Origin of the sequence: Paramicrobacterium humi, from assembly GCF_900105715.1 — a bacterium.
Classification (GTDB): domain Bacteria; phylum Actinomycetota; class Actinomycetes; order Actinomycetales; family Microbacteriaceae; genus Paramicrobacterium; species Paramicrobacterium humi.
In genome coordinates this window covers 22,016-47,566 of sequence record NZ_FNRY01000001.1, presented here as the reverse complement: position 1 = coordinate 47,566, position 25,551 = coordinate 22,016, and the positions used below count along the sequence as shown (strand labels likewise).

Sequence of the window (25,551 nt, the reverse complement as noted above, 5' to 3'; positions counted from 1 at the left end):
CTGTTTCGCAGTTCACGCGCAGGCCGCGCGCCATAGACTGAGGGCGCGGCCCGCTGGCGGGCCCGACGCACAGCAGAGGGAGAATTCAGCAATGGAATGGCTCATTCCGGTCCTCATCGTGGTGGCGCTCGTCGTCATCATCGGTATCTACCTGTGGGCGACGTACAACTCGCTCGTCACGCTCGGTGTTCGAGTCGACGAGGCGTGGAGCGACATCACCGTGCAGCTCAAGCGCCGAGCCGACCTCATTCCGAACCTGATCGAGAGCGTCAAGGGCTACGCCGCGCACGAGAAGGCCGTCTTCGAGAACGTGACAAAGGCCCGTGCCGAGACGCTGAGCGCGCAGGGCCCGGCCGAGGCGTCGGTGGCCGAGAACCACATGCAGCAGGCGCTGAAGTCGATCTTCGCTGTCGCCGAGGCCTACCCGCAGCTGCAGGCGAGCCAGAACTATCTGCAGCTGCAGGGCGAGCTCGTCGACACGGAAGACAAGATCCAGGCCTCCCGCCGCTTCTACAACGGCGGCGTGCGCGAGCTGAACACGAAGATCCGCGTCTTCCCCAACAACCTGTTCGCGAAGAACCTCGGATTCGAGCAGCGCGAGTTCTTCGAGGTCGCCAACACGGCAGCGATCTCGGAACCGCCGCGCGTGCAGTTCTAAGCGCACGAACGACGCGGCACGGGCACCTCGCCCGTGCCCATGCCGCTACGCCGCAACCCGCGCCTGAGAAAGGGCACTGATGTACCGGGCCATCCGCAAGAACAAGATCAACACGGTCGTGATCATCGCGGTCTTCCTGCTCATCATCGGCGGGCTCGGACTGCTCGCGGGCTATGTGTACAACAGCTGGACCATCACCGTCGTCGTTCTCGTCGTCGCGGCCGGATACGCCCTGATCCAGTACTTCGCCGCATCGAGCCAGGCCATCGCGATCAGCGGCGGCCGGCAGATCCAGAAGTCGGACAACCCGCGCCTGTACCGCATCGTGGAGAACCTCAGCATCACGACCGGCTCACCGATGCCGAAGGTCTACATCATCGACGATCCGGCCCCGAACGCGTTCGCGACGGGACGCGACCCCGAGCATGCGTCGGTCGCGGCTACGACCGGGCTGCTCGACATCATGACCGATTCCGAGCTCGAAGGCGTCATGGCGCACGAGCTCGGGCACGTGCGCAACTACGACATCCGCGTCAACATGATCGTCTTCGGCCTCGTCGTGGCCATCGGAATGATCGCCGACCTCTTCCTGCGGATGATGTGGTTCGGCGGCGGCAACCGCGGCAACGAGCGCGGCGGCGGAGGTGGCGGCAACCCGGTGATCATGATCTTCGGCATCGTCGCGATGCTCATCGCGCCGCTTGTCGCGACGCTCGTGCAGCTCGCGGTCTCGCGTCAGCGCGAGTACCTCGCCGATGCGACCGGCGCGCTCACGACCCGGCACCCCGACGCCCTCGCGAGCGCTCTGCTCAAGCTCGATGAATACGCTCGGCCGATGCGGCGGCAGAACTCCTCGATGGCGCACTTGTGGATCAACGATCCGGCCAAGAAGCCGGGCATGGCCCAGCGGCTCATGAGCACGCACCCGCCGATCCCCGACCGGGTTGAGCGTCTGCGCACGATGGGCGGCGGCTTCTAACACCCGAACGAGGTCGTTGACCCCGTCCGAGGCGAGCCATAGCATCGGTGAATCCGATGAAGGGCGGCCAACGAGTGCGCAGAACCGAGCGCCGCATACCAGCGCGCGTGCCCACGGCATCACCGGCGGCTGCCCGGTTGGCGACGGATGCTGTCGAGCCGTCCCGCGCCGGCGCAACCTGGTTCGCGCCGTTCGCTGTCGCCTGGCTGTGCTTGTGGACCGTGCAGCTCACCCCGACGCAGTTGCTTCTGCCGCTGCAGCTCAACACGCCGGATGGCGCTGACGGCTGGGTACTCGGCGTCGTCTACTCCGGCCTCGTCTTCGCTCTCGGCGGCGTCGCCGCGATCATCGCCGGTCCTCTCGCGGGCACTCTCTCCGACCGTACGCGATCGCGCTTCGGCCGTCGCCGCCCGTGGATGGCCGGCGGCATCGTCGTGACGGCCGTGTCGACGGCGGTTCTCGGGCTGCAGCACACCGTCGTCGGCGTCGCGGTGATGTGGGTCGGCGTCTCGGCAGGCATCGCGGTCGCCTCCGCCGCGTACACAGCACTCGTCGCGGATCAGCTGCCGGCCGCGCAGCGGGGGACCGCCTCCGCCGTCATCGGCGCAACGCAAGCCGTGGGCATCATCGTCGGGGTCGGCGTCGTCATCGGCTTCGCCCTCACTGTGCAGCAGGGCTACCTGGTCCTCGCGGTCGCGATACTCGTGCTCGGCCTGCCGACCGCCGCGCTTCTCCCCGACGAACCCGCACCGCTGGGCATGGCAGAGTCCACCGGCGTGCGACGCCTTCTGTCGCGCCTGTGGGTCAACCCGCTGGCCCATCCCGACTTCGCGTGGGTCATCGTCGGGCGCGTGCTCGTGAACATCGGCAACGCACTCGGGACGGCGCTGCTGCTGTTCTTCCTCATGTACGGCATCGACGACTCGAACGCGGAAATCGACCTGTTCGTGCTCATCGCCGTCTATACGGTCTTCGTCGTCGCGGCCTCCTTCGCCGGCGGCTGGCTCTCGGACAGGCTTGCGCGACGGAAGGTCTTCGTCGCGATCGCCGCAGTCTTTCAGACGGCGTCGGCGTTGCTGCTTGCTGGATGGCCTTCGCTCGGCACCGCGATGATCGCTGCCGCGCTCCTCGGAATCGGCTACGGCGGTTTCAGCGCCGTTGGCCTCGCCCTCGCCGCCGACGTGCTGCCAGCGGAAGAGGACCACGCGAAGGATCTCGGAATCGTCACCGTCGCGGCATCCGCCCCTCAACTGCTGTCGCCGCTGCTCGGTGCCGGGCTCGTCGCGGCGACGGGAGGCTTCACTCTGCTGTTCACGGTAGCCGCTGTCGCGTCGCTGGCCGGCGCGCTCAGCGTGTTCGCTGTGAGGGGCGCCCGATAAGACGAGAGCAGGGGCCGATCCGAAGACCGGCCCCTGCTCTGCAAAGGGTTCAGCGGCTTTCTACCAGTACTCGAGAACGACCTTGTCGCCGTCGATCGTGATGTCGCCGTAGTAGCCGTACGGCTCGTAGTCCGTGGTTCCGCTCACGGGCTTGTCGTCGTAGCCGGTGCCCGTGACCTCGAACTTGTACTTCCCGCCCGTCGTGTCGAAGCTGCGGCCGGAATCATCGACCTCGACCGTCGGGTACTGGATGATCTGGCGCTTGAAGCTCTTGTACTCCGCGACATCCCAGTAGCGCTCGGTCATGTCGCACGTGTCGTCGATCTCCTGCGTCGTCTCCTTCGCGCACTCGTCGAGCATCGCGTTGAGCTGCTTCTGCACTTCGTCGGTGAGCGCCTGCGTCGGCGCGAGGTCGATCTCGGCGTAGTCGTAGCTCGCCTTCGACCCGGTCGCAGCGACGATCGTCTGGCTCTCGGCTTCGAACCAGTCACTCGCAGGCGCGCCGATCTCGTAGGTGGCCGGGTACACCGGCAGCGCGCCGTTCTCGCCGAAATCGGCGTTCACGCCGTTCACGGTTGCCTGCGTCCCATCAGAGAGCCACACGCCGAGGTCGACCGTGAGGGGCTTGTCGATCACCCAGTCGTCGAAGAAGACCGCCTGCTTGCCCTGGTTGCTGAGCGTGAGGCTGCCGTCGTAGTTCGTGCCGTCGAGGGAGTAAGCGAAGCTCACGCGAGCGCTGTCGCCGTTGCGGTCGGTGCGAGTGATCTTGGGGTTCGTCATGCGCGAATCCGCGTTCTTCAGCACCTTGTCGGTCAGGAGCACGGCCTGCTCGTCCTTGACGCCCGGCTTCACGAGCTTGTTCGCTTCGCTCGCCTTGCCCGCGGAGATCGTTGACAGATACTTCTGGACGACGGCCTGCGGACCGTACTGGGAGCCGTTGACCACGTTGATCACAACGGCGGCGACGATCAGGAGTACGACGACGCCCGCGGCGATCGCGCCGATCAGGATGAACTTCTTCGTGTTCGGGTTCGGCGCCTTTGCGGGCTTCTGACCGTACGCACCGGCCGGATATGCGCCCGCTGGATACGGCTGCTGCTGCCCTTGGGGGTACTGCGCTCCCTGCGGGAACTGCTGACCCTGCGGGAACTGCGGGCCCTGCGGATACTGCTGGCCCTGCGGGAACTGCTGCGTCTGCGCGTACTGCTGCGTCTGCGCGTACTGCTGCCCCTGCGGGTATTGCTGCGTCTGCGCGTACTGCTGGTTCTCCGGCTGCCACTGGGGCTGGTCCTGTGGCGCCTGGGGCGTGTACGCGTTCTGGTCGCCCTGGGGCGCCGTTCCCTGCTCGCTGTTGGGTTGCGCGGCACCGTCCGCGTTCTCGTCCGGGTTCCGTCCCTGAGCGCCCGGTGCGTTCTCGTCCGTTGCCATGCTGTGTCACGTCTCCTTCAAAACGAATGTGATGTTGGAGAAGTTACCAATGACCGGGGGAGTTGGCATCGGGGAGAACTGCCCATGCCCATGCCATGGCCGGGCGGCGGTTATCGTGACTCGTGGCGCTCCGCGCGGAGAACACCCGCGAGTTCATCTGCCAGGTCCCCGCGAGCGCCGACGCTGATCGTGCCCGAGCCCTGCCAGTCCGCCGTGTGCTCCAGCAGAGACGCGATCCGCTCGACCGACTCAGGCGGCGCCTCCGGCTCGCGCCACGCCGATTGCACGCGCAGCACTCCCGCTTGGCGGTCGTTCTTGAGATCCAGCCGCGCGACAAGGCGATCGCCGACGAGAACCGGCAGGACGTAGTACCCGTGCACGCGTTTGTGCCGCGGCGTGTAGATCTCGATCCGATAGCGAAAGCCGAACATGCGCTCCGCGCGGGCACGCGTCCAGACGACCGGATCGAACGGCGAGAGCAGCGCGGCCGCATCTACCGTGCGCGGGCGACGCGCACCGGAATGCAGCCACGCCGGCGCCGGGCGACCCTCGGCGCCCCAGCCTGCGACGCTCACGGGTTCGAGCACACCCTCGTCAGCGAGCTCCCGGACGGCCGCTCGCGTGATGTCGGCGGGGAGCCGGTAGTAGTCGGCGAGGTCCGATGCAGTTGCGATGCCCGTCGCGGATGCCGCGTGTGCAACGAGTGCGCGGGCAGCGTCCGCGGCGTCCGGCTCCTCGTCGAGAAGCGCCGTCGGCAGGACCTGCTCCGGCAGCGCGTAGCGCCGCTCGAACGACGTCGTGCGTCCCGCGCTGACGACATCGCCCCAGCGAAACAGAGTCTCGAGTCCGCGCTTGACGGCTGACCATTCCCACCAGCCGGCGCGGGAGTGATTGGCGTCGTGCTCGATCGCGCTCGACACGATCGGCCCGGTCGATGCCAGCTCGTCACGCAGCCACTGCAGCAGAGGCAGATTCTGGTTCGCCCACGAGTCGGGGTTCCCGAGATCCCGCTCGCGGATCCGCTTCATCTTCCACCGCCACATCGGCAGCTGGTCCCGGCGCATGAACGTCGCCTCGTGGCCCCACCACTCAATGAACGGTCCTTTGCCGCCGTGCGTCAGAGCGTCGAGAGCCGACTTGTCGTAGGGACCGACTCGGGCGAGAACGGGCAGATAGTGACTGCGTTCGAAGACATTCACGGAGTCGATCTGCAGCACCCCGAGCCGGTCGATCACGAGCCCGAACTGGCGCGTGCCGACGGTCGCCGGCCGTGGCCGGGTGAATCCCTGGGCGGCGAGGGCGATGCGGCGCGCGACGGCCGCGGATATCGTCGATGGCATCCGTATGACGGTAGCAAGGGTCCCCGACACTGCGGCGAGGAACGTATGCCGTGACGCGAAGTCCCGCGCCATAGACTGTCGTGCGTGACGGAATCCCGCAGGCCCGGCTGGTGGGCGCGACTGTTCGGCGATCGCGTGCGTACCGCCGCGCAGCCTGTCCCTGAGCCGCGAGAGCACATGGACTCCGACGAAGTCGCCGACACGGTCACGCCGGGCGTTCGCATCGCCGCGGCGTGGAGCTGGCGGCTCATCGTCATCGCAGCGGCGTTCGCGATCGTGCTCTTCCTCATCGTGCAGCTGCGCCTCATCATCATCCCGCTTCTCATCGCGGTTCTCGTCTCGGCTCTCGTGCTGCCGTTCGTCGGATTCCTGCAACGTCACCGCTGGCCGAAGGCGCTCGCCGTTGTCACCGCGATGCTCACGACGATCGCCATCGTCGCCGCGCTCGTCTGGCTCGTCGTGTGGCAGGTCAGCCGGCAGGCGGGGGAAGTGCGTCAACGCACCATGGAGTCCTACGCGCAGTTCAAGGAGTTCCTCCTGCACTCGCCGCTGCACGTCACGGACTCGCAGCTCGGGAACATCATCGACGATGTGGTGCGCAGCGTGCAGGACGACACGAGCGCGATTCTCTCCGGCGCCCTCTCGATCGGAAGCACATTCGGGCATCTGCTCGCCGGCATCCTGCTCGCCCTGTTCTCGCTCGTGTTCATCCTTCTCGACGGGCCCAACATCTGGAAATGGCTGCTCACGTTCGTTCCGCGGCGTGCGCGCGCCGCTGTCGACGGTGCCGGTCGCGCCGGCTGGACCACGCTTGAGAATTTCGCCCGCACGCAGATCCTCGTCGCCTCGATCGACGCCCTCGGCATCGGCCTCGGTGCGTTTCTGCTCGGCGTTCCGCTTGCGATCCCCATCGCCGTTCTCGTGTTCCTGGGATCGTTCATCCCCATCGTCGGCGCGATCCTGACCGGGACCCTCGCCGTGTTCATAGCCCTCGTCTACAACGGCCCGATCATCGCCGTCATCATGCTGGGCGTCGTTCTGCTCGTGCAGCAGATCGAGGGGCACATCCTGCAGCCGCTTCTCATGGGGACGGCAGTCAAGGTTCATCCGCTCGGAGTCGTGCTCGTCGTCGCCGCGGGGTCGATGCTCGCCGGCATCCCCGGGGCGCTGTTCGCCGTGCCGATCGCGGCCGTGCTCAACGTCGTGATCGGCTACATCCTGACGGGCGCGTGGCGGGACCCGACCGCGCCGTACGCGGGCGACACGATCTGGCGCACGGTTCCCGCGCAGCCCGGCCGGCGCCGCTCGCACGCGACCCCTGATCCAGAGTAAGGAAAACAGTCAATGGCGCAGAACATCCCGTCGCTCGAGTCGATCGAACGTGCTCGCGAACTCGTCTCGAAGGCTGCGCGGCACACGCCCATGGAGAGCTCCCGGTACCTCGCCGAACTGCTCGGTCAGCCCGTGTATCTCAAGTGCGAGAACCTGCAGCGAACCGGCTCATACAAGATCCGCGGCGCCTACAACCGCCTCGCCCAGCTCACCGAGGAGGAGCGCGCGCGCGGTGTCGTCGCGGCATCCGCGGGGAATCACGCGCAGGGTGTCGCGTTCGCGGCGCGCGAGCTCGGCATCAAGGCCACGATCTTCATGCCCGTGGGTGTTCCGCTGCCGAAGCTGCAAGCCACACGCCGTTACGGAGCCGACGTCGTGCTGCGCGGCCACACGGTGACCGAGCCGCTGCGCGCCGCGGCCGAGTACGCCGAGGAGACGGGCGCCGTGCTCATCCCGCCCTTCGAGCACATCGACGTCGTGACCGGCCAGGGAACGCTCGGCCTCGAGATCCTCGATGACGTTCCGGATGTCGCCACGATCGTCGTTCCGATCGGCGGGGGAGGGCTCATCGCCGGCGTCGCCGCCGCGGCCAAGCAGAAGGCCGCGCTGGAGGGCCGGTCGATTCGCATCGTCGGCGTGCAGTCGGCGAACGCGGCGGCCTATCCGCCGTCGCTCGCCGCCGGGCATCCGCTCGACGTGGAGATCCAGCCCACGATCGCCGACGGCATCGCCGTCAGCCGGCCCGGTCAGCTGAACTTCGAGCTCATCGAGCAGCTCGTCGACGAGATCGTCACGGTGAGCGAGGACGAGATCGCGAAGGCGCTGCTGCTGCTGCTCGAGCGCGCCAAGCTCGTCGTGGAGCCTGCGGGGGCGGTGAGCGTCGCCGCGATCATCGAGGGCCGCGTCACGACGGACGGTCCTACCGTCGCGATCCTCTCCGGAGGAAACATCGACCCGCTGCTCATGCAGCGCGTCGTCGCGCACGGCCTCGCCGCCGCGGACCGGTACATGACCCTGAGGATCCCGCTGCCGGACCGCCCGGGCCAGCTCGCGCGCATCGCGGAGCTGCTCGCGCGAGCGAGTGCGAACGTCGTGGAGGTTCTGCACACGCGGCACGGCCAGGGCATGCAGATCAGCGAGGTCATGATCGACCTGAGCGTGGAAACGCGGGGCCCCGACCACAAGCAGGCCGTCGTGGAGACGCTGCGTTCGGCCGGGTACGACCCCGCGATCGTAGAGGGCTGACTCAGCCCGTGTAGGCCTCGACCCCGGTGATCTCCACCTTGATCTGCTTGCCGTTCGGCGCCTCGTAGCTCGTCTTGTCGCCGACCTTCAGGCCGATGATCGCCGCACCGAGCGGGCTCTGCTCGCTGTACACGTCGAGATCGGACTCGCCCGCGATCTCGCGGCTGCCGAGAAGGAACTTCTCGTCCCCGCCCGCGACGACGGCGCTGATGACGGTGCCCGGCTTGACGGTGCCGTCGACCTCGGGCGCTTCGCTCACTGTCGCGTTGCGCAGCAGCTCGGTCAGCGTGCGGATGCGCGCCTCCTGCTTGCCCTGCTCGTCCTTAGCGGCGTGGTAGCCGCCGTTCTCCTTGAGGTCACCTTCTTCACGCGCCGCTTCGATGCGCTTGGCGATCTCGTCACGGCCGACCGTCGAAAGGTGTTCGAGTTCGGCCTGGAGGCGGTCGTACGCCTCCTGCGTGAGGAATGTGACCTGCGTTGCATCAGTCATTGGGAACTCCTAGCATGAAGACGCCCTGACCTGCGTCAGGGCGCGATGATCTCACCCACCTCGGTGGGTATCAGAGAATCCTAAGCCTGCCAGCAGCGGTAAATCAAACCTGTCGTAGCGAGATCGACAGTGCGGACAGAGTCGGTGAACTGCCTCGTGCGGGTGCTGGATGCCGGGATCTCGACGACCTTCCAGCCGATGATCGAGTGCTGCTCGTCTTGCGCCTGCAGTGCGCAGTAGCTGCGCGTGCCCGGATCGATCGTGAGCTGGTAGGTGACCTCGACCTCCTGATCGCTCACGATCGTGTGGGCGATGTCGCGCGCGTCGAGCTGCGCCGCAGGGGCGAGGAGACCTCCCCAGATCACCCAGGCCGCGAAGACGAGGACGAAGAACGAGCCGAGCGACCACAGCAGCACCTTCAGGCGGGCTCGGTCGCCGGGAGTGCGGCCGTAGCGGGCGTCGAGGGCCGCGGCCGTGGTCGAAGCATTCGCCGTCGCGGCATCCGTCTGCATCGAATCCCGACGGTCGCTCATTCCCTGCCCAATACTTCCCCTGCGATTACTCTGGACTAAGACTATTGGTTCCATCCTGAAAGCAGGCCCCGTGACTTACCGCCTCCTGGCCGTGCACGCGCACCCCGACGACGAGTCGTCGAAAGGCTCGGCGACCATGGCGTACTACCGCTCGCGCGGCGTCGACGTCATGGTCGTCAGCTGTACGGGCGGTGAGGGCGGCGAGATCCTGAATGAGTCGCTCGCCGCTGAAGCGAAGGCGATGGCGGATCGGGATATGCCCGGGCTTCGGCGCCGGGAGATGGCCGCCGCGCAGGAGGTGCTCGGCGTGCGGCACCGGTGGCTCGGCTACCACGACTCCGGGATGGCGCGCGAGGACGGGACGTTCCCGCACAACTCGTTCGCGTCCATCCCGCTCGAGGTCTCGGCGGGGGTGCTCGTGCGCGTGCTTCGTGAATTCCGGCCGCATGTCGTGCTCACCTACGACGAGAACGGCGGCTACCCGCACCCGGACCACATCCGCTGCCATCAGGTGTCGGTCGAGGCGTTCGAGGCCGCGGCCGATCCCAAGCGGTACCCGGACGCCGGCGAACCGTGGGCGGTGTCGAAGCTGTACTACGACCACATCTTCAACTACCCCCGCATGAAGGCGAACTACGACAAGCTGCTCGAGACGGCGCCCGAGGACCCGCTCGCCGAGCGGCTCGGAGAGATGCTCAGCTGGCGGCAGGATCAGGAAGACCGCTCGACGACGCACATTCCGTGCGGCGACTTCTTCGAAGTGCGCGATGCGGCGCTGCGCGCGCATGCCTCCCAAGTGGCGCCCGACAGCGCGTTCTTCTTCTGGTCGAACGACCTGCAGCGCTCCGCCTGGCCGTATGAGGACTACGAACTCGCACGCAGCCGCGTCGACGCCCCCGAGGACCCCCACGACTTCTTCGCCGGAATTGAGGACACCGAATGACCCTGCTCGCCGTTCTTGAGGCAGCGACTCCCACGCCCACGCCGACCGGCAGCTTCGACCCGAACACCGTGACGCCCGGCGTCATCGGGTTCGTGGCGATCTTCGTGCTCGCGCTCGTCGTCGTGCTGCTGATCTTCGACATGGTTCGCCGCGTCCGCCGGGTGAACTATCGCGCGCAAGTGAACGCGGAGCTCGACGCCGAGCAGGAGCGGGAGAAGAAGGACGGCGACGAGCCTCAGGGGTAGAGCGGTTTGAGCGCGAGGAGCAGGATGCCCGTCCAGTGGCACAGGAACGCGAGGACCGTGCACACGTGGAAGATCTCGTGGAATCCGAAGCTCCCCGGCCACGGATTCGGCCGCTTGAAGCCGTAGACCGCAGCCCCCGCGGTGTACAGCAGTCCGCCCGCGAGCACGAGGACCATCGTCGCGAGGTTCGCGTGCGCGATGTCGACGATGTAGGCAAGCGCGGCCCAGCCGAGCGCGACGTACAGGGGAACATAGAGCCAGCGCGGCGCCCCCGTCCAGAACACGCGGAAGCCGATGCCGAGCAGGGCGCCCGCCCACACGATGACGAGTAGCAGGATGCCCTTGCTCGGCGGCAGCGCGATGACCGCGATCGGCGTATAGGTGCCCGCGATGAGCAGGAAGATGTTCGCGTGGTCGAGCCTGCGGAAGATCATCTTCGTCGCCGGCTTCCACGGGATGCGGTGGTAGAGCGCCGAGATGCCGAACAGCAGCAGCGACGAAGCCATGAACACGACGCACGCCCACGTCGCGGCGGCGCCGTGGGCGAGGGTGATCAGCACGATTCCCGCCGCGACGGCGACAGGGAACGTGCCCGCGTGGATCCATCCGCGCCAGCGCGGCTTCACTTCGGCGACGTGCTGCGCGGCGTCCTCGATCAGGGGGACGCTGGGAAGCTCGGACCGCATGTTCTCGAGGGAGGCGGGCGACTGGGACGGGTCCATTCTGCAAGATTACGTCAGCGTCGCTGTGAACGCGCCTCGGCCGTGCACTAACGTATCGGTGTGAAGAACCGCACGGACACCATCGGGCGCGGCATCCTGTACAACCTGTACCAGAAGCGCATCCGACGGGGTCTCACGCCCGAGATGATGCCGCACCACGTGGCGATGATCATCGACGGCAACCGGCGCTGGGCCAGGCAGCTCGGCTACGAGACCGTCGCTCACGGGCACCGGGCGGGCGCGGCGAAGATGCGCGAGTTCCTCACCTGGTGCGACGATCTCGGCATCGACGTCGTCACCCTCTACCTGCTCTCAAGCGACAACCTCTCGAACCGCGCGAGCGACGAGCTCGGAGATCTCATCGAGATCATCGCCGACCTCGCCGACGACCTCTCCCGATTCCGTGACTGGCGCGTCAAGCACGTCGGCAGCTCAGCGAGCCTGCCCGAGCACCTGTCAGCCATTCTCGCCGCGGCCGAGCAGCGCACCGCCGGCAAGAAGGGCCTGCACATCAACCTCGCCGTCGGCTACGGCGGCCGCACTGAGATCGTCGACGCCATGCGCGAGATCGTCGCCGAGCACATCCGCGACGGCGGGAGCCTCGATGAACTGTCGGAGCTGCTGACGCCCGACCTGATCGGCGCCCACCTCTACACCGGCGGACAGCCGGACCCCGACCTCGTCATTCGCACGTCAGGCGAACAACGGCTCAGCGACTTCATGCTGTGGCAGAGCGCGCACAGCGAGTTCTACTTCGTGGAAGCGCTCGGCCCCGATCTGCGCGAGGTCGACTTCCTGCGCGCGCTGCGCGACTACGCCGGACGGAACCGCCGGTTCGGCGGCTGACATGGCGACGATCGACGGCTTCAGGGCGGGGTTCCTCGAGGAGCCCGGCTACCTCGACTTCGCCGCTGTCGGACCCGTCTCGCAGACCGTCGTCGAAGAGCTGCGAGCGGCATACGACGGACTCAGCCGGATGCGGTTCGGCGCGCGAGCGCGAATCATGACGAACGGTGACCGGCTCGCCCAGGCCGTCGCCGCTCTCACCGGCTTCGAACCGGAGAACGTCACGGCGCAACCCAACACGAGCATGGGACTCGTGCAGGCGATCTTCGGGCTGCGCGGGCGGCTGCTGCTCTCCCGGGGCGAGTTCCCGAGCATGACCGTCGCCGCCGTGCGCTCGACCCAGCTGCGTCGGGAGCTCGAGCTGAGTTGGCTCGACGGAGTGGACGGGCGCGTCACGGCCGGGGACATCGCGCAGTCCCTCACCGACGACGTGAGCGCCGTGGTCGTAGCGCTCGTCGACCCCCGCACGGGATACCGCGCCGACTTGACGGCCATCAGGGAGGCGATCGGCGACCGTCTGCTCATCGTCGACGGCATCCAAGGCGTCGGGGCCGTCACTGCAGATTTCACGGCAGCCGACGTGATCGCGACGGGCGGACACAAGTGGCTGCGCGCCGGCTGGGGAACCGGGTTCCTCGCGTTCAGCGATTGGGCCCTCGAACGCATCGACCCGGTGGTCTCCGGCTTCACGGGCACCGAGGAGTACGAGCCATGGGGGCACGTTCCCGATCCCGCTCGAGGCACGATCGGCGCGTTCACGGTCTCCGGCCCTGACTATGTCGCCGAGGCCCGGCTCGCGGCGGCGCTCGAGGAGGTCGGGCAGACGGGGCAGGCCACGATCGAGGCGGCGATCCTCGATCGCGTCGGCGAGCTCATTGAGCTGTTCGATGCGAGCGGGCTCGAGGTCGTGTCACCCCGTGAACGCGCGGAACAGTCCGGCATCGTTGTCGTTGATCCGGGCGAGGGCGGAGCGGCGCGACTCGGCGCCGCGCTCTACAACACGGGAGTCACCGCGACAACCCGCCAAGGGCGCGTGCGGTTCAGCGTGCACGCGGGAACCGATGACGCGACAATTCGGATGCTGCGCCAGGCGCTGCTCGTCTACCGCACCCCCGACGACAACTGAGGTTCTCTCGACGTTCACGTGTCGTTTCCGGCGTGGCGCAGCGCGCGATGCGCGCTCACGCTCTAGCGTCAGCGGTATCAGGTGTCCTGCCTGATCGGGTCGGCCACGAAAGTTCGACTCGACGCCCTGGCCGACTTGCCGAGAGATCCGAGCAACAGCTCGGGGTGGGAGTTGGTCGTGACCGCCAGCGCATCCAGTCCACACGCACCGTCGATCGAGAGGCAGCCGCACTCGCATCCGTCGGATCGAACAGTGCAGAACCAGACCGAGCGCACTTATGTCCTCGACACCTCGGTGCTGCTGTCTGACCCGCGAGCGATGTTCCGCTTCGCCGAGCATGCCGTCGTCATTCCCGTCGTCGTCATCGGCGAGCTCGAGAAGAAGCGGCACGATCCGGAGATCGGCTACTTCGCCAGGCATGCTCTTCGGCTGCTCGACGAGCTGCGCATCGAGCACGATCGCCTCGATTTCCCGGTGCCCGTCGGCGACGGCGGGAGCCTGCGCGTCGAACTGAACCACAGCAACATGGCCGTGCTGCCGAGCGGTCTGCAGCTCGGCGACAACGACTCCCGCATCCTCGCCGTCGCGCAGAACCTCTCGAACGACGGTCTCGCCGTGACCGTCGTGTCGAAGGACCTGCCGCTGCGGGTGAAGGCCTCCTCCATCGGTCTCGCCGCCGAAGAGTATCGCGCTGAGCTCGCCGTCGACGAGAGTTGGACCGGCCTCGCCCACGTGCAGCTCGGAGTCGACGACATGGCCGAGCTCTACGAGAACGACGCGCTGATGTCGGCCGCTGTTGACGGCATGCCGCTCAACACAGGACTCGTGCTGCAGTCCGATCGCGGGAGCGCGCTCGGCCGGGTGACGGGACCGGGAGAGATCACACTCGTGCACGGCGACCGCGAAGTCTTCGGGCTGAGGGGCCGATCCGCCGAGCAGAGGCTCGCGATCGACCTGCTGCTCGATCCCGACGTGGGAATCGTGTCGCTCGGCGGGCGAGCCGGAACGGGGAAGTCCGCGCTCGCCCTCTGTGCCGGTCTTGAAGCCGTGCTCGAACGCCAGATGCACCGCAAGATCATGGTGTTCCGTCCGCTGTACGCGGTCGGCGGGCAGGAGCTCGGCTACTTGCCCGGCGACCAGGGCGAGAAGATGAACCCCTGGGGTCAGGCGGTGTTCGACACGCTCGGCTCCGTCGTCTCGCAGAACGTCATGGACGAGGTCATCGATCGGGGCCTCATCGAAGTCCTCCCGCTCACGCACATCCGCGGCCGTTCCCTCCACGACGCGTTCGTCATCGTCGATGAGGCGCAGTCGCTCGAGAGGAACGTGCTCCTGACGGTGCTCTCGCGCATCGGCCAGAACTCACGCGTCGTGCTCACCCACGACGTCGCGCAGCGCGACAACCTGCGGGTCGGTCGCCACGACGGCGTCGCCTCGGTGATCGAGACGCTCAAGGGGCAGGAGCTGTTCGGGCACGTCACTCTCACGCGCTCAGAGCGCAGCGCCATCGCGGCACTCGTCACCGATTTGCTCGAGCGCAGCGAACTCGCCTGACACATCGGCGGGTGCGGGCCGGAAAGGGCACGCACCCGCCGCCTGTGGATAACTCCGACGGCGCGAATCGGATGCCGCTAGCGTCGAGGGATGGCCGACACCTCCGTCCGCTCTCGCAATGCCGCCGGCCTCGCGCCGACTATCGCCTTCGGTGCAGCGCTCGTCATCGTCGCGGTCGCCGCCGTCGGCTGGAATCCGCAGCTCCTCGGGCTCACCGCCATCGCACTCGTGACCTGGCCGCTCGCCGTCACCGATATCGCCGAGCACCGGCTGCCCAACCGGCTCGTCCTGCCCTGCTATCCCGCCGCGCTCGCGGGCGTGCTGCTGGAGACGGTGCTCACGGGCCGCTCACCGCTTCCCGCTCTCGTCGGCATGGTCGCGTGCGTCACCGGCTTCATCGTGCTTCACGTGCTCGGCGGGATGGGAATGGGAGACGTCAAGCTCGCGGGCGTCCTCGGCCTCTGTCTCGGCGGGCTCGGCCCCAGCGCCCTGCCCGCCGGTCTGCTTGCGGCTTTCGTGCTCGGCGGCGCGGCGGGGGCGTGGGCGATGGCGACACAGCATCGGGCATCGACGCACCGCATCCCGTTCGGCCCGTTCCTGCTCGCCGGGCTCTGGCTCGGAGTCGTGGCCGCCGGCTGGGAGCGGGCGTTGTGAAGCAGTCGTCCTCACGAGCACGCGCCCGGTGTGCTTGGCTGGCTCCATGGAGATCAGGTGCGCTCGGCCAGACACCGCCGATATCGAGAGCGTAGCGAGTGCCCTCGCACAGTGGCAGACCGACGACGGTCCGTTCCAGCTGCACCCGGGCGACGTGGGCTGGTTCTGCCGCTTCGGCGCGGCGACCGCGGCCGCTGCCCTGCGCGCGTGGCGCGATGAGAGCCGCGTGCTCGCCGTCGGGCTTCTCGACGGCCCGACCCTCCTGCGGCTCGCGATCGCGCCCGACGCGCGCGACGACGAGTACCTCGCGCGGCGCATAGCCGAGGACATCGACTCTCCACAACGCGGCGTGCTTCCCGGCGGCGCGGTGAGCGTGGAGGCGCCGCGCGGAACGCGCGTGCGCGCCCTGCTCGGCGAGGCCGGCTGGGACGCCGACGAAGCGTGGACGCCGCTCGGCCGGGACCTCACGGTGCCCGTCGAGGACCCGGGCATTCGAACCGACCTCGTCCGTGCGTCGACGGCTCACCTCCGTGCGGCCGTGCAGCGGGCCGCATTCGCCGGGTCGACGTTCACCGAGGACGCGTGGCGGGCGATGGCCGACAGCCCGCTGTATGAAGACGCTCGGTGCCTCGTGGCGTTCGAAGCGACGGGGGCTGCCGTGGCTATCGTCACGGTATGGTCGGCCGGTCCCGGGCGACCCGGTCTCATCGAGCCGCTCGGCGTACACCGCGACTACCGCAGACGCGGCTACGGAACGGCGATAGCGCTCGCCGCCAGCGCCGCACTGCGGGAGATGGGCGCGTCACGAGCGACGGTGTGCACTCCGAGCTCGAACGCCGCCGCCATTGCCGCCTACGTGTCTGCCGGTCTCACATCGCTGCCCGAGACCCACGACCTGCACCGAGCCCGTTGAAGCGCTCTCGCTAGGATTAGGCGTATGGAACAACGAATTCTGGGGCGCACCGGCCGGCCCGTGTCCATCGTCGGACTCGGCACCTGGCAGCTCGGCGCCGACTGGGGCGACGTTTCCGAAAGCGATGCGCTCGCCGTTCTCGAGGCGTCCGCCGAGGCGGGCGTCACGTTCTTCGACACCGCCGACGTGTACGGCGATGGCCGAAGCGAGACGCTCATCGGGCGCTTCCGCGCGCAGAACCCCGATCTCGATGTGACCGTCGCCACGAAGATGGGGCGACGGGTCGACCAGCTGCCCGAGAACTACGTGCTCGGCAACTTCCGCGCCTGGACCGATCGTTCCCGCCGCAACCTGGGCGTCGACACTCTCGACCTCGTGCAGCTGCACTGCCCGCCGACTCCCGTGTTCCACAGCGACGAAGTGTTCGATGCTCTCGACTCGCTCGTCGACGACGGCGCCATCGCGAATTACGGCGTGAGCGTGGAGGAATGCTCCCAGGCCCTCGCGGCGATCGCGCGACCGGGCACGGCGAGCGTGCAGATCATCCTCAACGCGTTCCGGCTGAAGCCGCTCGAAGAGGTGCTGCCGGCCGCGCAGGCCGCGGGTGTCGGCGTCATCGCGCGCGTGCCGCTCGCCTCGGGACTGCTCGCCGCGACCTACACGCCACAGACGAGCTTCGCCGAGAACGACCATCGCAGCTTCAATCGCCAGGGCGAGGCCTTCGACGTGGGGGAGACCTTCGCCGGTGTCGACTTCACCGAGGGCATCGAGGCGGCCCGGCAGCTCGCCGCCCTCGCGCCAGAGGGGCTCACGCCCGCGCAAGCGGCGATCGCCTGGGTCACCCAGCAGGCCGGCGTCACGACGGTCATCCCTGGCGCGCGTTCGGTGCAGCAGGCGCAGTCCAACGCGCAAGCGGGCAAGGCCGGGCCTCTTCCCGAGGCGTATCTCGCCCGAGTGCCTGAACTGTACGACGCGCACTTCCGGGCGGCCGTGCACGATCGCTGGTAGCACGTGAGCAAGCGGGGCCGCGACGATGGATCGTCGCGGCCCCGCTTGCTCGTTGCGACTAGTTCGGGTGCGTCATCGACAGCAGGTCGAGAGCGCCGTCCAGCTGCTTCTCGGTGATCTCGCCGCGCTCGACGTAGCCGAGGTCGACGACGGCCTCACGAACCGTGATTCCCTTGGCGACGGCGTGCTTCGCGATCTTCGAGCCGGCCTCGTAGCCGATGATCTTATTGAGCGGGGTGACCGTCGACGGCGACATGCCGGCGAGCTCGGCAGCTCGTTCGAGGTTGGCCTCGAGACCGTCGATCGTCTTGTCCGCGAGCACGCGCGTCGCGTTCGACAGCAGACGGATCGACTCGAGCACCGCCGTGCCCATGACGGGGATCTGGACGTTCAACTCGAAGGAGCCGGACGCGCCGCCCCATGCCACTGTCGCATCGTTTCCGACGACCCGCGCGGCGACCATGAGCACGGCCTCGGGGATCACGGGGTTCACCTTGCCCGGCATGATGGAGGAGCCCGGCTGCAGGTCGGGGATGTGCAGTTCCCCGAGCCCTGTGTTGGGCCCGGAGCCCATCCAGCGCAAGTCGTTGCAGATCTTCGTGAGGCTCACGGCGATCGTGCGCAGGGCGCCCGAGGCCTCGACGAGCCCGTCGCGGTTTGCCTGCGCCTCGAAGTGGTCGGCGGCCTCCGTGATGGGCAGCTCCGTGTCCTTCTGCAGCAGCTCGATGACACGCTGCGGGAAGCCCTTCGGCGTGTTGATGCCCGTTCCCGTCGCCGTGCCGCCGAGGGGCACCTCGGCGACGCGGGGGAGCGCCGTCCGCACGCGCTCGATGCCGAGGCGCATCTGCCGCGCGTAGCCGCCGAACTCCTGGCCGAGGGTGACGGGAGTGGCATCCATCAGGTGGGTGCGTCCCGACTTGACGGCGTCCTTCCACAGCCCGGCCTTCGCCTCGAGCGCGACCGCGAGGTGGTCGAGGGCGGGAATGAGATCGTCGATCAGGGCGCTCGTCACGGCGATGTGCACCGACGTGGGGAACACGTCGTTCGAGGACTGCGAGCAGTTCACGTGGTCATTCGGGTGAACACTGCTGCCGAGGTGCTTCGAAGCGAGAGTCGCCAGCACCTCGTTCATGTTCATGTTCGACGACGTTCCGGACCCCGTCTGGTACGTGTCGACCGGGAACTGGTCGTCGCGAGCCCCCGAGATGACCTCGTCAGCGGCCGCGGCGATCGCGTCCGCGATGGCCCCGTCGAGCACACCGAGCTGCTTGTTCGCCTGCGCGGCCGCCTTCTTGATGCGCGCAAGAGCGGCGATCTGAGCGGACTCGAGCCCGCTCCCCGAGATGGGGAAGTTCTCCACGGCGCGCTGCGTCTGCGCCCCATAGAGCGCGTCCACGGGGACGCGCACCTCGCCCATGGTGTCGTGTTCGATGCGATAGTCGGTGTCAGCCACGTTTCCTCCTTCGTTGGTGCGTCAGTGCGCGTGTGGTTGTCAGGCCTCGGGAAGCTCGGTGATGCCGACCATGACGTCGGGGACGACACGGCCCTCGGCGAGCTTGTAGTTGGCGCCCACGATGCCGAGCGTTCCCGCCGCGACGCGCTCCGCGATCATCTCGGAACGCTCGAGCAGCTGCGCAACGGTCGCCTCGATGTGGCGCAGGCCGGCCTGGGCTGCGTCGGCGGAGTCCGGCTCGACCGAGTCGTTCTTCGCCGCCTGCTTGACGGACGGCACGATCTCCTGCACGAGCCCGTCGATAGCGGGGGGAAGCGGCGCTGCGTCGGGCTTCTGCGACGCGATCGCGGCCGCGACGGCGCCGCACTCGTCGTGACCCAGCACGACGACGAGGGGAACGTCGAGGATGCCGACGGCGTATTCGATCGAGCCGATGGCGGACTCGGTGGCGACCTGGCCGGCGTTGCGCACGATGAAGAGGTCGCCGAGGCCCTTGTCGAAGATGATCTCGGCGGCGAGTCGCGAATCAGAGCAGCCGAGCAGAACGGCGTCGGGGTTCTGGACGTGCGCGAGCTCCGTGCGGCGCTCGCTGTCCTGACGTGGGTGTCGAGGCTGTCCCTCGACGAATCGCGTGTTCCCGCGAACCATTTCCATCCACGCCTTGCCGGGCCGCTTTGTGGGCATCAGCTGCCGCCTTTCTGTTGTGTGTCGCCGGCTGCTCCGGCGGCACCCGCCTTGACCTGGGCGGCGATGGCTTTCGCGACGGTGCGGAAGTCCTCGTCACTCGCGGTGCCGTAGAGAAGGATCGTGCTCGGGCCGGACTCGGTCGCGAGCGCGTAGTGCACGTTTCCCTCGTCAGAAGGTGCGGAGCCGTCACGGTTGTCGTACACGGTCCACGTGACGCCGTCGACGTCGATCGTGGAGTCGGCCAGGGAGCCTTCGAGCTGCTGCGCCTGCCAGGTCGGGTTCGCGTCGAACCCCTGCACGATCCCGATGAACTGGTCGTCGGGCGTGATGAGGCCGATGTACCAGTCCGAGACCGCGGGAGGCTCCGCTTCGCTCAGGCGCGCGGCGTTGCTCGTCCAGTCGTCCGGCAGCTTCGGGTCGATGATCACCTCGTCGCGCGCCTCCTGCGCTTTGGCGGCCGAGGCGTGGTAGTCCACGTCGGGCAGCAGCGACGTGTCGCTTCGCGGCACGAGGAGCACGATGACGAGCACGATGCCGAGAGTCGCAAGGAGGGAGAAGACGAGGTTGTTCACCGTCTGCCGCATGCGGTGGTTGCGCGAGTTCTCGGCCTTGCGCGCGGCCGTCTCCTCCGGCGTCTCCGGACGCCCGAGTTCGGCGACGACGCGCGGCGGCTTTGTCTTCGTGCTCATTCGTCCTCTGCGGCCTGGGTCTGAGCGGCGCGCGCTGCCTCGAGTCGCTTCTTCGCGCCGAGCAGCCACTCCTCACAGCGCTGCGCGAGCGCCTCGCCCCGCTCCCAGAGGGCGAGCGACTGCTCGAGAGTCGACGAGCCCTGCTCGAGCTCGCTCACGACGCGAACCAGTTCGTCTCGGGCCTCTTCATAGCTCAGCGAAGACACGTCGGGGGCGGAAGGCATGTCCCTATCCTACCGTCGCGCGGTGCGGGCCCTCACCGTGTGGCGGGGCCGGTGGATGCCGCTCCCACGGCGCCGTCCGCGAGCGTGAGCAGAAGCTCGGTGCCTGCGGGCGCGTCGGCCGCGCCCCGCAGGACGTGCCCGTCGGGTAGCTGAGCGATCGCGTAGCCGCGGTCGAGCGTGCGCTGGGGCGAGAGCGCCCGAAGCGCGCCGCGCAGCTCCGCCGTGCGGTTCTGCGCTCTCTCGATGGCCCGGTCGACGAGCTCGGCGCCGCGCGCGACGTAGCGCGTGAGCTCGTCGGCGCGCTGGTCGACGATCCAGGTGTGCGACGCGAGAGCGGGTCGCGAGCGCAGCTGCTCGAGCCGGGAGATCTCGGTCGTCACGAGGTGCGTCATGCGGCCGGCGAGGCGCGCGCGGGCCTGCTGCACGAGAGCCTGCTGCTCGGCGACGTCCGGCACGACGCGTTTGGCGGCATCCGTGGGCGTCGACGCCCGCAGGTCGGCGACCTCGTCGAGCAGGGGACGGTCGGCCTCGTGCCCGATCGCGCTCACGAGCGGTGTCGCGCAGGCGGCCGCCGCGCGCACGACCCGCTCATCGGAGAAGCCGAGCAGGTTCTGGAAGTCGCCGCCGCCGCGCGCGACGATGATGACGTCGATCTCGGGATCCGCGTCGAGGGCTTGGATCGCCGCGACGACCTCGGCGACCGTTCGCTCTCCCTGCACGGCGGCGTGCACGACGCGGAACTCGACGGCGGGCCAGCGCAGCTGCGCGTTGCGCAGCACGTCCTTCTCAGCATCCGAGTCCTTCCCCGTGACAAGGCCGATGCGGCCGGGCAGGAAGGGCAGTCGCTTCTTGCGGGACACGTCGAACAGGCCCTCCGCGCCGAGCTGCGCGCGCAGTCGCTCGAGGCGCTCGAGCAGGTCGCCGAGCCCGACGTGCTTCATCTGCAGCACTTGCATCGTGAGGGTGCCGCCCTTGACCCAGAAATTGACCTTCACGAGCGCGACGACCCGGTCGCCCTGCTTGAGATCGGCGGGGATCTTGGACTTCACCGACGACCAGATCGTGAAGCTCACTGTCGCGTCGAGGCTCAGATCCTTGAGCTTGCCGTAGACGTTGCCGCCCGAGACGCCCCACTGCGTGATCTCACCCTCGATCCACACCGTTCCGAGGCGCTCGATGTAGCCTCGCAGCTTCTGGCTGAGCTCCGCGACCGGCCAGGGACTCTCCATCGTCGCCGGTGCGCCAGCCGTCATCTGCTCCCATGCCTTCCCCAGTAGCTCCGCCCTAGAATCAAAGGGTGAGCGACGTGACCATCAACCTGCCGATGCCGAGGATCCCCGGTGCTTCGTCGAAGCTCAAGGATAACCCGGTGGCCGGTCACAAGCGCGTGCTCCTCGCGGCCCCGCGCGGCTACTGCGCGGGCGTGGATCGCGCGGTCGTCGCGGTCGAGAAGGCCCTCGCGCTCTATGGTGCTCCCGTGTACGTGCGCAAGCAGATCGTGCACAACGTTCACGTCGTCGCCGAGCTCGAGCAGCGCGGGGCGATATTCGTGAACGAGGTCGACGAGGTCCCGCACGGCGCGCACGTCGTGTTCAGCGCCCACGGCGTCTCGCCGGCCGTCGTGAACGCGGCGGCTGAGCGGCAGCTGCACGCGATCGACGCGACGTGTCCGCTGGTCACGAAGGTGCACCGCGAGGCCGTGCGGTTCGCACGTGACGACTTCGAGATCCTGCTCATCGGCCACGACGGACACGAGGAGGTCGAGGGCACGGCCGGTGAGGCTCCCGAGCACGTGACGCTCGTGACCAGTCCCGAGCACGCCGATGCGATCGAGGTGCGCGACCCCGACAAGGTCGTCTGGCTCTCGCAGACCACGCTCTCCGTCGACGAGACGATGGAGACGGTGCGCCGACTGCGCGAGCGCTTCCCGAAGCTGCAGGACCCGCCGAGCGACGACATCTGCTACGCGACGCAGAACCGCCAGGTCGCGATCAAGAAGGTCGCCGCGGACGCCGACCTCGTCATCGTCGTCGGCTCCGCGAACTCCTCGAACTCGGTGCGCCTCGTCGAGGTCGCCCTCGAGAACGGCGCGAAGGCGGCGCACCGCATCGACTACGCGAACGAGATGAAGCAGGAGTGGTTCGACGGCGTCGCCACGGTCGGCGTGACAAGCGGCGCGTCGGTTCCCGAGGTGCTCGTGCAGGAGGTGCTCGATACCCTCGGCGGCGCCGGCTACCGCGACGTCGAGCGCATCACCACGGCGGAGGAGGACCTCATGTTCTCCCTGCCGAAGGAGCTGCGCCGCGACCTCGACGGCGGCGTCGACGCGCGAGCCCGTGGAGGACGGAAGCGGGCATGACCAAGCCCGAGACCCCCGACGAGCGGCCGCGCCCGCAATACGGCGAATACGCGAGCCCCGAGGAGCAGCGCCGCGCCATCCGGGTTCCCGCGGCGCACAACAACGAGCCTGTTCCCGTCGCCGACCACACTCCGCCGCACGCTTCCGTGCCCGCGCCCGCGCGCGGAGGCGTCGACCCGATCATCGCGGCGGCGCGGCGGCGCGCGGACAGGCTCGCCACCTACCTCCTGCTCGGCGTCGGCCTGTTCAGCGTGCTCTCGACGATTCCGACGCTGCTGCAGCTGCCCGAAGTGCTCACGGAAGTGTTCACGCAGTTCGGCATCGCGGCGTTCACCGAGGTCGCCTACGCGCGCACGATGGCGTGGGTCATCCTCGTCAGCCAGGCGCTGCTGTGGGTTCTCGCGCTCGCGCTCTCCCTGCGTCAGATCAAGCGCGAACGCATGTCCTGGTGGATCCCGTTCGTCATCGGCGTCGTCGCGAACCTCGTGCTCCTGATCGGCATGTCGCTCGTGATGATCGCGGATCCCGCGTTCGTGCAGTACGTCAACCAGAACGCCGGCTGATCGAACGACGGATGCCGCAGCGCGAGGCGCTGCGGCATCCGTCGTTCTAGCCTTCTCAGGCCGTGAGCGAGTTGCCCTGCGAGCCGAGCTGGCGGGTCGCGTCGGCGACGCGCGCCGCCATGGCCGTCTCGGCGACCTTGCCCCACGCGCGCGGGTCGTACTTCTTCTTGTTGCCGACCTCGCCGTCGACCTTGAGCACGCCCTCGTAGTTCTCGAACATGTAGCCCGCGATCGAGCGGGTGAACGCGTACTGCGTGTCGGTGTCGACGTTCATCTTGATGACGCCGTTGCGCACGGCCTCGGCGATCTCCTCGTCGGTCGATCCCGAGCCGCCGTGGAAGACCAGGTCGAGCGGCTTCTCGCCCGTGCCGAACTTCTCAGCGATGCCCGCCTGGATCTCACCGAGCAGCTCGGGGCGCAGCTTGACGTTGCCGGGCTTGTACACGCCGTGCACGTTGCCGAAGGTGAGCGCGGCGATGTAGCGGCCGTTCTCGCCGAGCCCGAGGGCTTCGACGGCCTTCGTCACGTCGCCGACCGTCGTGTAGAGCGCGTCGTTCGTGCCCTCGTGCTTGACGCCGTCCTCCTCGCCGCCGACGACGCCGATCTCGACCTCGAGGATCGCGTTGATCGCCTTCGTGCGCTTCAGCATGTCCTGGGCGATCTCGATGTTCTCATCGAGCGGCACGGCCGAGCCGTCCCACATGTGCGACTGGAAGATCGGGTTGCGGCCCGCCTTCACCTCTTCTTCGCTCGCCGCGATGAGCGGAAGCACGAAGTCGTCGAGCGCGTTCTTCGGGCAGTGGTCGGTGTGCAGAGCGACGGTGACCGGGTAGTTCTTGGCGACCTCAGTGGCGAATTTCGCGAACGCGAGAGCGCCCGAGGCGCGGTTCTTCACCGTGTGGCCGGCGAAGTAGTCGGCGCCGCCGGTCGTGACCTGGATGATGCCGTCGGAGCCGGACTCGGTGAGTCCCTGCAGCACAGCGTGGATCGTCTGCGAGCTCGACACGTTGAACGCGGGGAAGGCGAACCCCTTCGCCTTGGCGTTGTCGAGCATCTCTGCATACTGCTCCGGGGTTGCGATGGGCATGACTTCTCCTAGCGGGGCGTGAGATTGGTGGTGCCCTCAGCTTACTGATGCAACGTCGGCCGGCGCACGTCGCGTGCGGGAGGATGGTCGCATGCACTTCGAACCGACCGATCGCGCCCTGCAAGACCACTTCGTGCGTGTCACGCAGCGCGCCGCGATCGCCGCGAGCCGCTTCGTCGGCTCGGGAGACAAGGATGCCGTGGACGGCGCGGCCGTGCAGGCGATGCGCGAGGCCTTCGAGACCGTGCCGGTCGCGGCGCGCGTCGTCGTGGGCGAGGGCGAGAAGGACGAGGCGCCCATGCTGTACGTGGGGGAGGAGCTCGGCGCGGGCGGGCCCGCCGTGGAGGTCGCCGTCGACCCGGTCGACGGCACACGGCTAGCGGCGGAGGGCCGCGACGGAGCGGTCGCTGTCATGTCCATCGCTCCCGCGGGAGCGTTCTTCGACCCCGGCGCCGTGTTTTACACGGAGAAGCTCATCACGGTCGGCGCGGGAGCGAGCGTGTCGCTTGAGCGCTCTCTCACCGAGAACCTCTCGGTTCTCGCGTCCGCCCTCGGCCGGCCCGTGAGCGAGCTTCGGGTCGCCGTGCAGGACCGGCCGCGGAACCGGCGCTACATCGAGGAAGCGGAGGCGGCCGGCGCCCGGGTGCTCGCGTTCGTGGACGGCGACGTCGTCGAATCCCTTCGCGCCGCGACGGGCGACGGCGTCGACCTGCTCATCGGCATCGGCGGGGCTCCCGAGGGAGTGCTCACGGCGGCGGCCGTTGCCGCGAGCGGCGGCCACATGCAGGCTCGGCTCGCGCCGCAGACCGCGGGTGAGCGGCAGCGCGCCGCAGCGGCAGGGCAGAGCCTCGGCGGCATCCTGCGCTTGAGCGATCTCGTGAGCGCGGCCGGGGTCTTCGTGCTCACCGCGGTGACCGAGGGCGTCGGCCGTCGCGGCGTCCATGTGGACGGCGACGCCGTCGTGACCGAGAGCATCGTCATCGACGGCGCCAATCCGCCGCGGACGATCGTGTGGCGGCATCCGCTGGGGGACTAGGCTTGGCGCAGGCGCGAACGTCCGGCCACTCTCGTTATGTCGCCTCACACGAAGCTAG

The 25,551-nt window shown here is 68.3% G+C and carries 27 protein-coding genes; 16 read left to right on the top strand and 11 right to left on the bottom strand.

Features of this window, described 5'->3' with window-relative positions:
• Window positions 1–91 precede the first annotated feature (91 nt).
• The 3 genes from BLV49_RS00285 to BLV49_RS00275 all read left to right on the top strand — a co-directional run bounded on the left by BLV49_RS00285 (window position 92) and on the right by BLV49_RS00275 (window position 3,016).
• Window positions 92–658, top strand: a complete 567-nt coding sequence (locus BLV49_RS00285) for a LemA family protein (RefSeq protein ID WP_091178712.1) — start codon at window positions 92–94, stop codon at window positions 656–658.
• 79 nt (window positions 659–737) lie between these two features.
• Window positions 738–1,637: a M48 family metalloprotease gene (locus tag BLV49_RS00280; RefSeq protein WP_091178710.1), complete on the top strand. Its 900-nt coding sequence runs from the start codon at window positions 738–740 to the stop codon at window positions 1,635–1,637.
• Between the two features lie 74 nt (window positions 1,638–1,711).
• Entirely contained in the window at window positions 1,712–3,016 is a 1,305-nt protein-coding gene (locus BLV49_RS00275) for an MFS transporter (RefSeq protein ID WP_245723473.1), read from the top strand.
• A gap of 60 nt (window positions 3,017–3,076) precedes the next feature.
• Here the strand turns inward: BLV49_RS00275 and BLV49_RS00270 are convergent, their stop codons facing one another.
• Both BLV49_RS00270 and BLV49_RS00265 read right to left on the bottom strand, forming a co-directional pair.
• Window positions 3,077–4,444 (bottom strand): hypothetical protein, encoded by a 1,368-nt coding sequence (locus BLV49_RS00270; RefSeq protein ID WP_091178705.1) that lies wholly within the window; start codon window positions 4,442–4,444, stop codon window positions 3,077–3,079.
• A 110-nt stretch (window positions 4,445–4,554) separates the two neighbouring features.
• Window positions 4,555–5,784: a winged helix-turn-helix domain-containing protein gene (locus tag BLV49_RS00265; RefSeq protein WP_091178704.1), complete on the bottom strand. Its 1,230-nt coding sequence runs from the start codon at window positions 5,782–5,784 to the stop codon at window positions 4,555–4,557.
• Between the two features lie 84 nt (window positions 5,785–5,868).
• Here BLV49_RS00265 and BLV49_RS00260 point away from each other — a divergent pair, with 84 nt between their 5' ends.
• Both BLV49_RS00260 and ilvA read left to right on the top strand, forming a co-directional pair.
• A complete protein-coding gene (locus tag BLV49_RS00260; RefSeq protein WP_245723472.1) occupies window positions 5,869–7,116 on the top strand; it encodes an AI-2E family transporter in 1,248 nt (415 codons plus the stop codon).
• 12 nt (window positions 7,117–7,128) lie between these two features.
• A complete protein-coding gene (gene ilvA, locus BLV49_RS00255) occupies window positions 7,129–8,361 on the top strand; it encodes a threonine ammonia-lyase (RefSeq protein WP_091178701.1) in 1,233 nt (410 codons plus the stop codon).
• 1 nt (window position 8,362) lies between these two features.
• Here ilvA and greA read toward each other — a convergent pair whose 3' ends face one another.
• Both greA and BLV49_RS00245 read right to left on the bottom strand, forming a co-directional pair.
• Entirely contained in the window at window positions 8,363–8,851 is a 489-nt protein-coding gene (gene greA / locus BLV49_RS00250; protein WP_091178699.1) for a transcription elongation factor GreA, read from the bottom strand.
• Window positions 8,852–8,931: 80 nt separating this feature from the next.
• On the bottom strand, window positions 8,932–9,384 hold the full coding sequence (locus BLV49_RS00245) for a DUF4307 domain-containing protein (protein ID WP_176980673.1): 453 nt from the start codon (window positions 9,382–9,384) through the stop codon (window positions 8,932–8,934).
• Between the two features lie 70 nt (window positions 9,385–9,454).
• Between BLV49_RS00245 and mca the strand changes: the two genes are divergently transcribed.
• Both mca and BLV49_RS00235 read left to right on the top strand, forming a co-directional pair.
• The gene (mca, locus tag BLV49_RS00240) at window positions 9,455–10,327 is read left to right on the top strand and encodes a mycothiol conjugate amidase Mca (RefSeq protein ID WP_245723471.1); all 873 of its coding nucleotides are present in this window, start codon (window positions 9,455–9,457) and stop codon (window positions 10,325–10,327) included.
• Window positions 10,324–10,572 (top strand): hypothetical protein, encoded by a 249-nt coding sequence (locus BLV49_RS00235; RefSeq protein WP_091178696.1) that lies wholly within the window; start codon window positions 10,324–10,326, stop codon window positions 10,570–10,572. The genes mca and BLV49_RS00235 overlap by 4 nt, the downstream gene beginning before the upstream one ends.
• Here the strand turns inward: BLV49_RS00235 and trhA are convergent.
• A complete protein-coding gene (trhA, locus tag BLV49_RS00230) occupies window positions 10,563–11,294 on the bottom strand; it encodes a PAQR family membrane homeostasis protein TrhA (RefSeq protein WP_176980672.1) in 732 nt (243 codons plus the stop codon). The genes BLV49_RS00235 and trhA overlap by 10 nt on opposite strands.
• 60 nt (window positions 11,295–11,354) lie before the next feature.
• Between trhA and BLV49_RS00225 the strand changes: the two genes are divergently transcribed.
• From BLV49_RS00225 to BLV49_RS00200, 6 genes are all read left to right on the top strand, one after another.
• Entirely contained in the window at window positions 11,355–12,140 is a 786-nt protein-coding gene (locus BLV49_RS00225; RefSeq protein WP_091178695.1) for an isoprenyl transferase, read from the top strand.
• Window position 12,141: 1 nt separating this feature from the next.
• Window positions 12,142–13,266, top strand: a complete 1,125-nt coding sequence (locus BLV49_RS00220; RefSeq protein WP_091178693.1) for an aminotransferase class V-fold PLP-dependent enzyme — start codon at window positions 12,142–12,144, stop codon at window positions 13,264–13,266.
• Window positions 13,267–13,518: 252 nt separating this feature from the next.
• Entirely contained in the window at window positions 13,519–14,820 is a 1,302-nt protein-coding gene (phoH2, locus tag BLV49_RS00215; protein WP_091178691.1) for an RNA 5'-3' helicase PhoH2, read from the top strand.
• Between the two features lie 90 nt (window positions 14,821–14,910).
• Window positions 14,911–15,474 (top strand): prepilin peptidase, encoded by a 564-nt coding sequence (locus BLV49_RS00210; protein ID WP_091178689.1) that lies wholly within the window; start codon window positions 14,911–14,913, stop codon window positions 15,472–15,474.
• Between the two features lie 46 nt (window positions 15,475–15,520).
• On the top strand, window positions 15,521–16,387 hold the full coding sequence (locus BLV49_RS00205; RefSeq protein ID WP_091178687.1) for a GNAT family N-acetyltransferase: 867 nt from the start codon (window positions 15,521–15,523) through the stop codon (window positions 16,385–16,387).
• 24 nt (window positions 16,388–16,411) lie between these two features.
• Window positions 16,412–17,395, top strand: a complete 984-nt coding sequence (locus BLV49_RS00200) for an aldo/keto reductase (RefSeq protein WP_091178685.1) — start codon at window positions 16,412–16,414, stop codon at window positions 17,393–17,395.
• 58 nt (window positions 17,396–17,453) lie between these two features.
• Here BLV49_RS00200 and BLV49_RS00195 read toward each other — a convergent pair whose 3' ends face one another.
• Genes BLV49_RS00195 through xseA form a run of 5 tightly spaced genes read right to left on the bottom strand, consistent with a single transcriptional unit; the run spans window position 17,454 to window position 21,701 of the window.
• On the bottom strand, window positions 17,454–18,848 hold the full coding sequence (locus BLV49_RS00195) for a class II fumarate hydratase (protein WP_091178682.1): 1,395 nt from the start codon (window positions 18,846–18,848) through the stop codon (window positions 17,454–17,456).
• 39 nt (window positions 18,849–18,887) lie between these two features.
• The gene (locus BLV49_RS00190) at window positions 18,888–19,532 is read right to left on the bottom strand and encodes a carbonic anhydrase (protein WP_091178681.1); all 645 of its coding nucleotides are present in this window, start codon (window positions 19,530–19,532) and stop codon (window positions 18,888–18,890) included.
• Entirely contained in the window at window positions 19,532–20,224 is a 693-nt protein-coding gene (locus BLV49_RS00185) for a DUF4245 domain-containing protein (protein WP_091178679.1), read from the bottom strand. Before BLV49_RS00185 ends, BLV49_RS00190 begins: the two co-directional genes overlap by 1 nt.
• Window positions 20,221–20,448: an exodeoxyribonuclease VII small subunit gene (locus tag BLV49_RS00180; protein ID WP_091178676.1), complete on the bottom strand. Its 228-nt coding sequence runs from the start codon at window positions 20,446–20,448 to the stop codon at window positions 20,221–20,223. Before BLV49_RS00180 ends, BLV49_RS00185 begins: the two co-directional genes overlap by 4 nt.
• Before the next feature lie 32 nt (window positions 20,449–20,480).
• Window positions 20,481–21,701, bottom strand: coding sequence for an exodeoxyribonuclease VII large subunit (gene xseA, locus BLV49_RS00175; protein WP_091178675.1), 1,221 nt, complete (start codon window positions 21,699–21,701; stop codon window positions 20,481–20,483).
• Between the two features lie 71 nt (window positions 21,702–21,772).
• Here xseA and BLV49_RS00170 point away from each other — a divergent pair, with 71 nt between their 5' ends.
• Both BLV49_RS00170 and BLV49_RS00165 read left to right on the top strand, forming a co-directional pair.
• Complete coding sequence (locus BLV49_RS00170; protein ID WP_091186495.1) at window positions 21,773–22,807, top strand: 4-hydroxy-3-methylbut-2-enyl diphosphate reductase; 1,035 nt, start codon at window positions 21,773–21,775, stop codon at window positions 22,805–22,807.
• Window positions 22,804–23,370, top strand: coding sequence for a DUF6264 family protein (locus tag BLV49_RS00165; protein WP_091178674.1), 567 nt, complete (start codon window positions 22,804–22,806; stop codon window positions 23,368–23,370). Before BLV49_RS00170 ends, BLV49_RS00165 begins: the two co-directional genes overlap by 4 nt.
• Window positions 23,371–23,425: 55 nt before the next feature.
• Here BLV49_RS00165 and fbaA read toward each other — a convergent pair whose 3' ends face one another.
• Window positions 23,426–24,457 (bottom strand): class II fructose-bisphosphate aldolase, encoded by a 1,032-nt coding sequence (gene fbaA, locus BLV49_RS00160; protein ID WP_091178672.1) that lies wholly within the window; start codon window positions 24,455–24,457, stop codon window positions 23,426–23,428.
• A gap of 91 nt (window positions 24,458–24,548) precedes the next feature.
• Here fbaA and glpX point away from each other — a divergent pair, with 91 nt between their 5' ends.
• Window positions 24,549–25,493 carry a class II fructose-bisphosphatase gene (gene glpX, locus BLV49_RS00155; protein ID WP_091178671.1) on the top strand — a complete coding sequence of 315 codons (945 nt, stop codon included), beginning with the start codon at window positions 24,549–24,551 and terminating at the stop codon, window positions 25,491–25,493.
• Window positions 25,494–25,551: the final 58 nt, after the last annotated feature.

Bases quoted from the DNA above. Each gene is read 5' to 3' on its own strand.
- BLV49_RS00285 (WP_091178712.1), top strand. From the start codon at position 92: ATGGAATGGCTCATTCCGGTCCTCATCGTGGTGGCGCTCGTCGTCATC.
- BLV49_RS00280 (WP_091178710.1), top strand. From the start codon at position 738: ATGTACCGGGCCATCCGCAAGAACAAGATCAACACGGTCGTGATCATC.
- BLV49_RS00270 (WP_091178705.1), bottom strand. From the start codon at position 4,444: ATGGCAACGGACGAGAACGCACCGGGCGCTCAGGGACGGAACCCGGAC.
- BLV49_RS00265 (WP_091178704.1), bottom strand. From the start codon at position 5,784: ATGCCATCGACGATATCCGCGGCCGTCGCGCGCCGCATCGCCCTCGCC.
- ilvA (WP_091178701.1), top strand. From the start codon at position 7,129: ATGGCGCAGAACATCCCGTCGCTCGAGTCGATCGAACGTGCTCGCGAA.
- greA (WP_091178699.1), bottom strand. From the start codon at position 8,851: ATGACTGATGCAACGCAGGTCACATTCCTCACGCAGGAGGCGTACGAC.
- BLV49_RS00245 (WP_176980673.1), bottom strand. From the start codon at position 9,384: ATGAGCGACCGTCGGGATTCGATGCAGACGGATGCCGCGACGGCGAAT.
- BLV49_RS00235 (WP_091178696.1), top strand. From the start codon at position 10,324: ATGACCCTGCTCGCCGTTCTTGAGGCAGCGACTCCCACGCCCACGCCG.
- trhA (WP_176980672.1), bottom strand. From the start codon at position 11,294: ATGGACCCGTCCCAGTCGCCCGCCTCCCTCGAGAACATGCGGTCCGAG.
- BLV49_RS00220 (WP_091178693.1), top strand. From the start codon at position 12,142: ATGGCGACGATCGACGGCTTCAGGGCGGGGTTCCTCGAGGAGCCCGGC.
- BLV49_RS00210 (WP_091178689.1), top strand. From the start codon at position 14,911: ATGGCCGACACCTCCGTCCGCTCTCGCAATGCCGCCGGCCTCGCGCCG.
- BLV49_RS00205 (WP_091178687.1), top strand. From the start codon at position 15,521: ATGGAGATCAGGTGCGCTCGGCCAGACACCGCCGATATCGAGAGCGTA.
- BLV49_RS00200 (WP_091178685.1), top strand. From the start codon at position 16,412: ATGGAACAACGAATTCTGGGGCGCACCGGCCGGCCCGTGTCCATCGTC.
- BLV49_RS00190 (WP_091178681.1), bottom strand. From the start codon at position 19,532: ATGCCCACAAAGCGGCCCGGCAAGGCGTGGATGGAAATGGTTCGCGGG.
- BLV49_RS00185 (WP_091178679.1), bottom strand. From the start codon at position 20,224: ATGAGCACGAAGACAAAGCCGCCGCGCGTCGTCGCCGAACTCGGGCGT.
- BLV49_RS00180 (WP_091178676.1), bottom strand. From the start codon at position 20,448: ATGCCTTCCGCCCCCGACGTGTCTTCGCTGAGCTATGAAGAGGCCCGA.
- xseA (WP_091178675.1), bottom strand. From the start codon at position 21,701: ATGACGGCTGGCGCACCGGCGACGATGGAGAGTCCCTGGCCGGTCGCG.
- BLV49_RS00170 (WP_091186495.1), top strand. From the start codon at position 21,773: ATGCCGAGGATCCCCGGTGCTTCGTCGAAGCTCAAGGATAACCCGGTG.
- BLV49_RS00165 (WP_091178674.1), top strand. From the start codon at position 22,804: ATGACCAAGCCCGAGACCCCCGACGAGCGGCCGCGCCCGCAATACGGC.
- fbaA (WP_091178672.1), bottom strand. From the start codon at position 24,457: ATGCCCATCGCAACCCCGGAGCAGTATGCAGAGATGCTCGACAACGCC.
- glpX (WP_091178671.1), top strand. From the start codon at position 24,549: ATGCACTTCGAACCGACCGATCGCGCCCTGCAAGACCACTTCGTGCGT.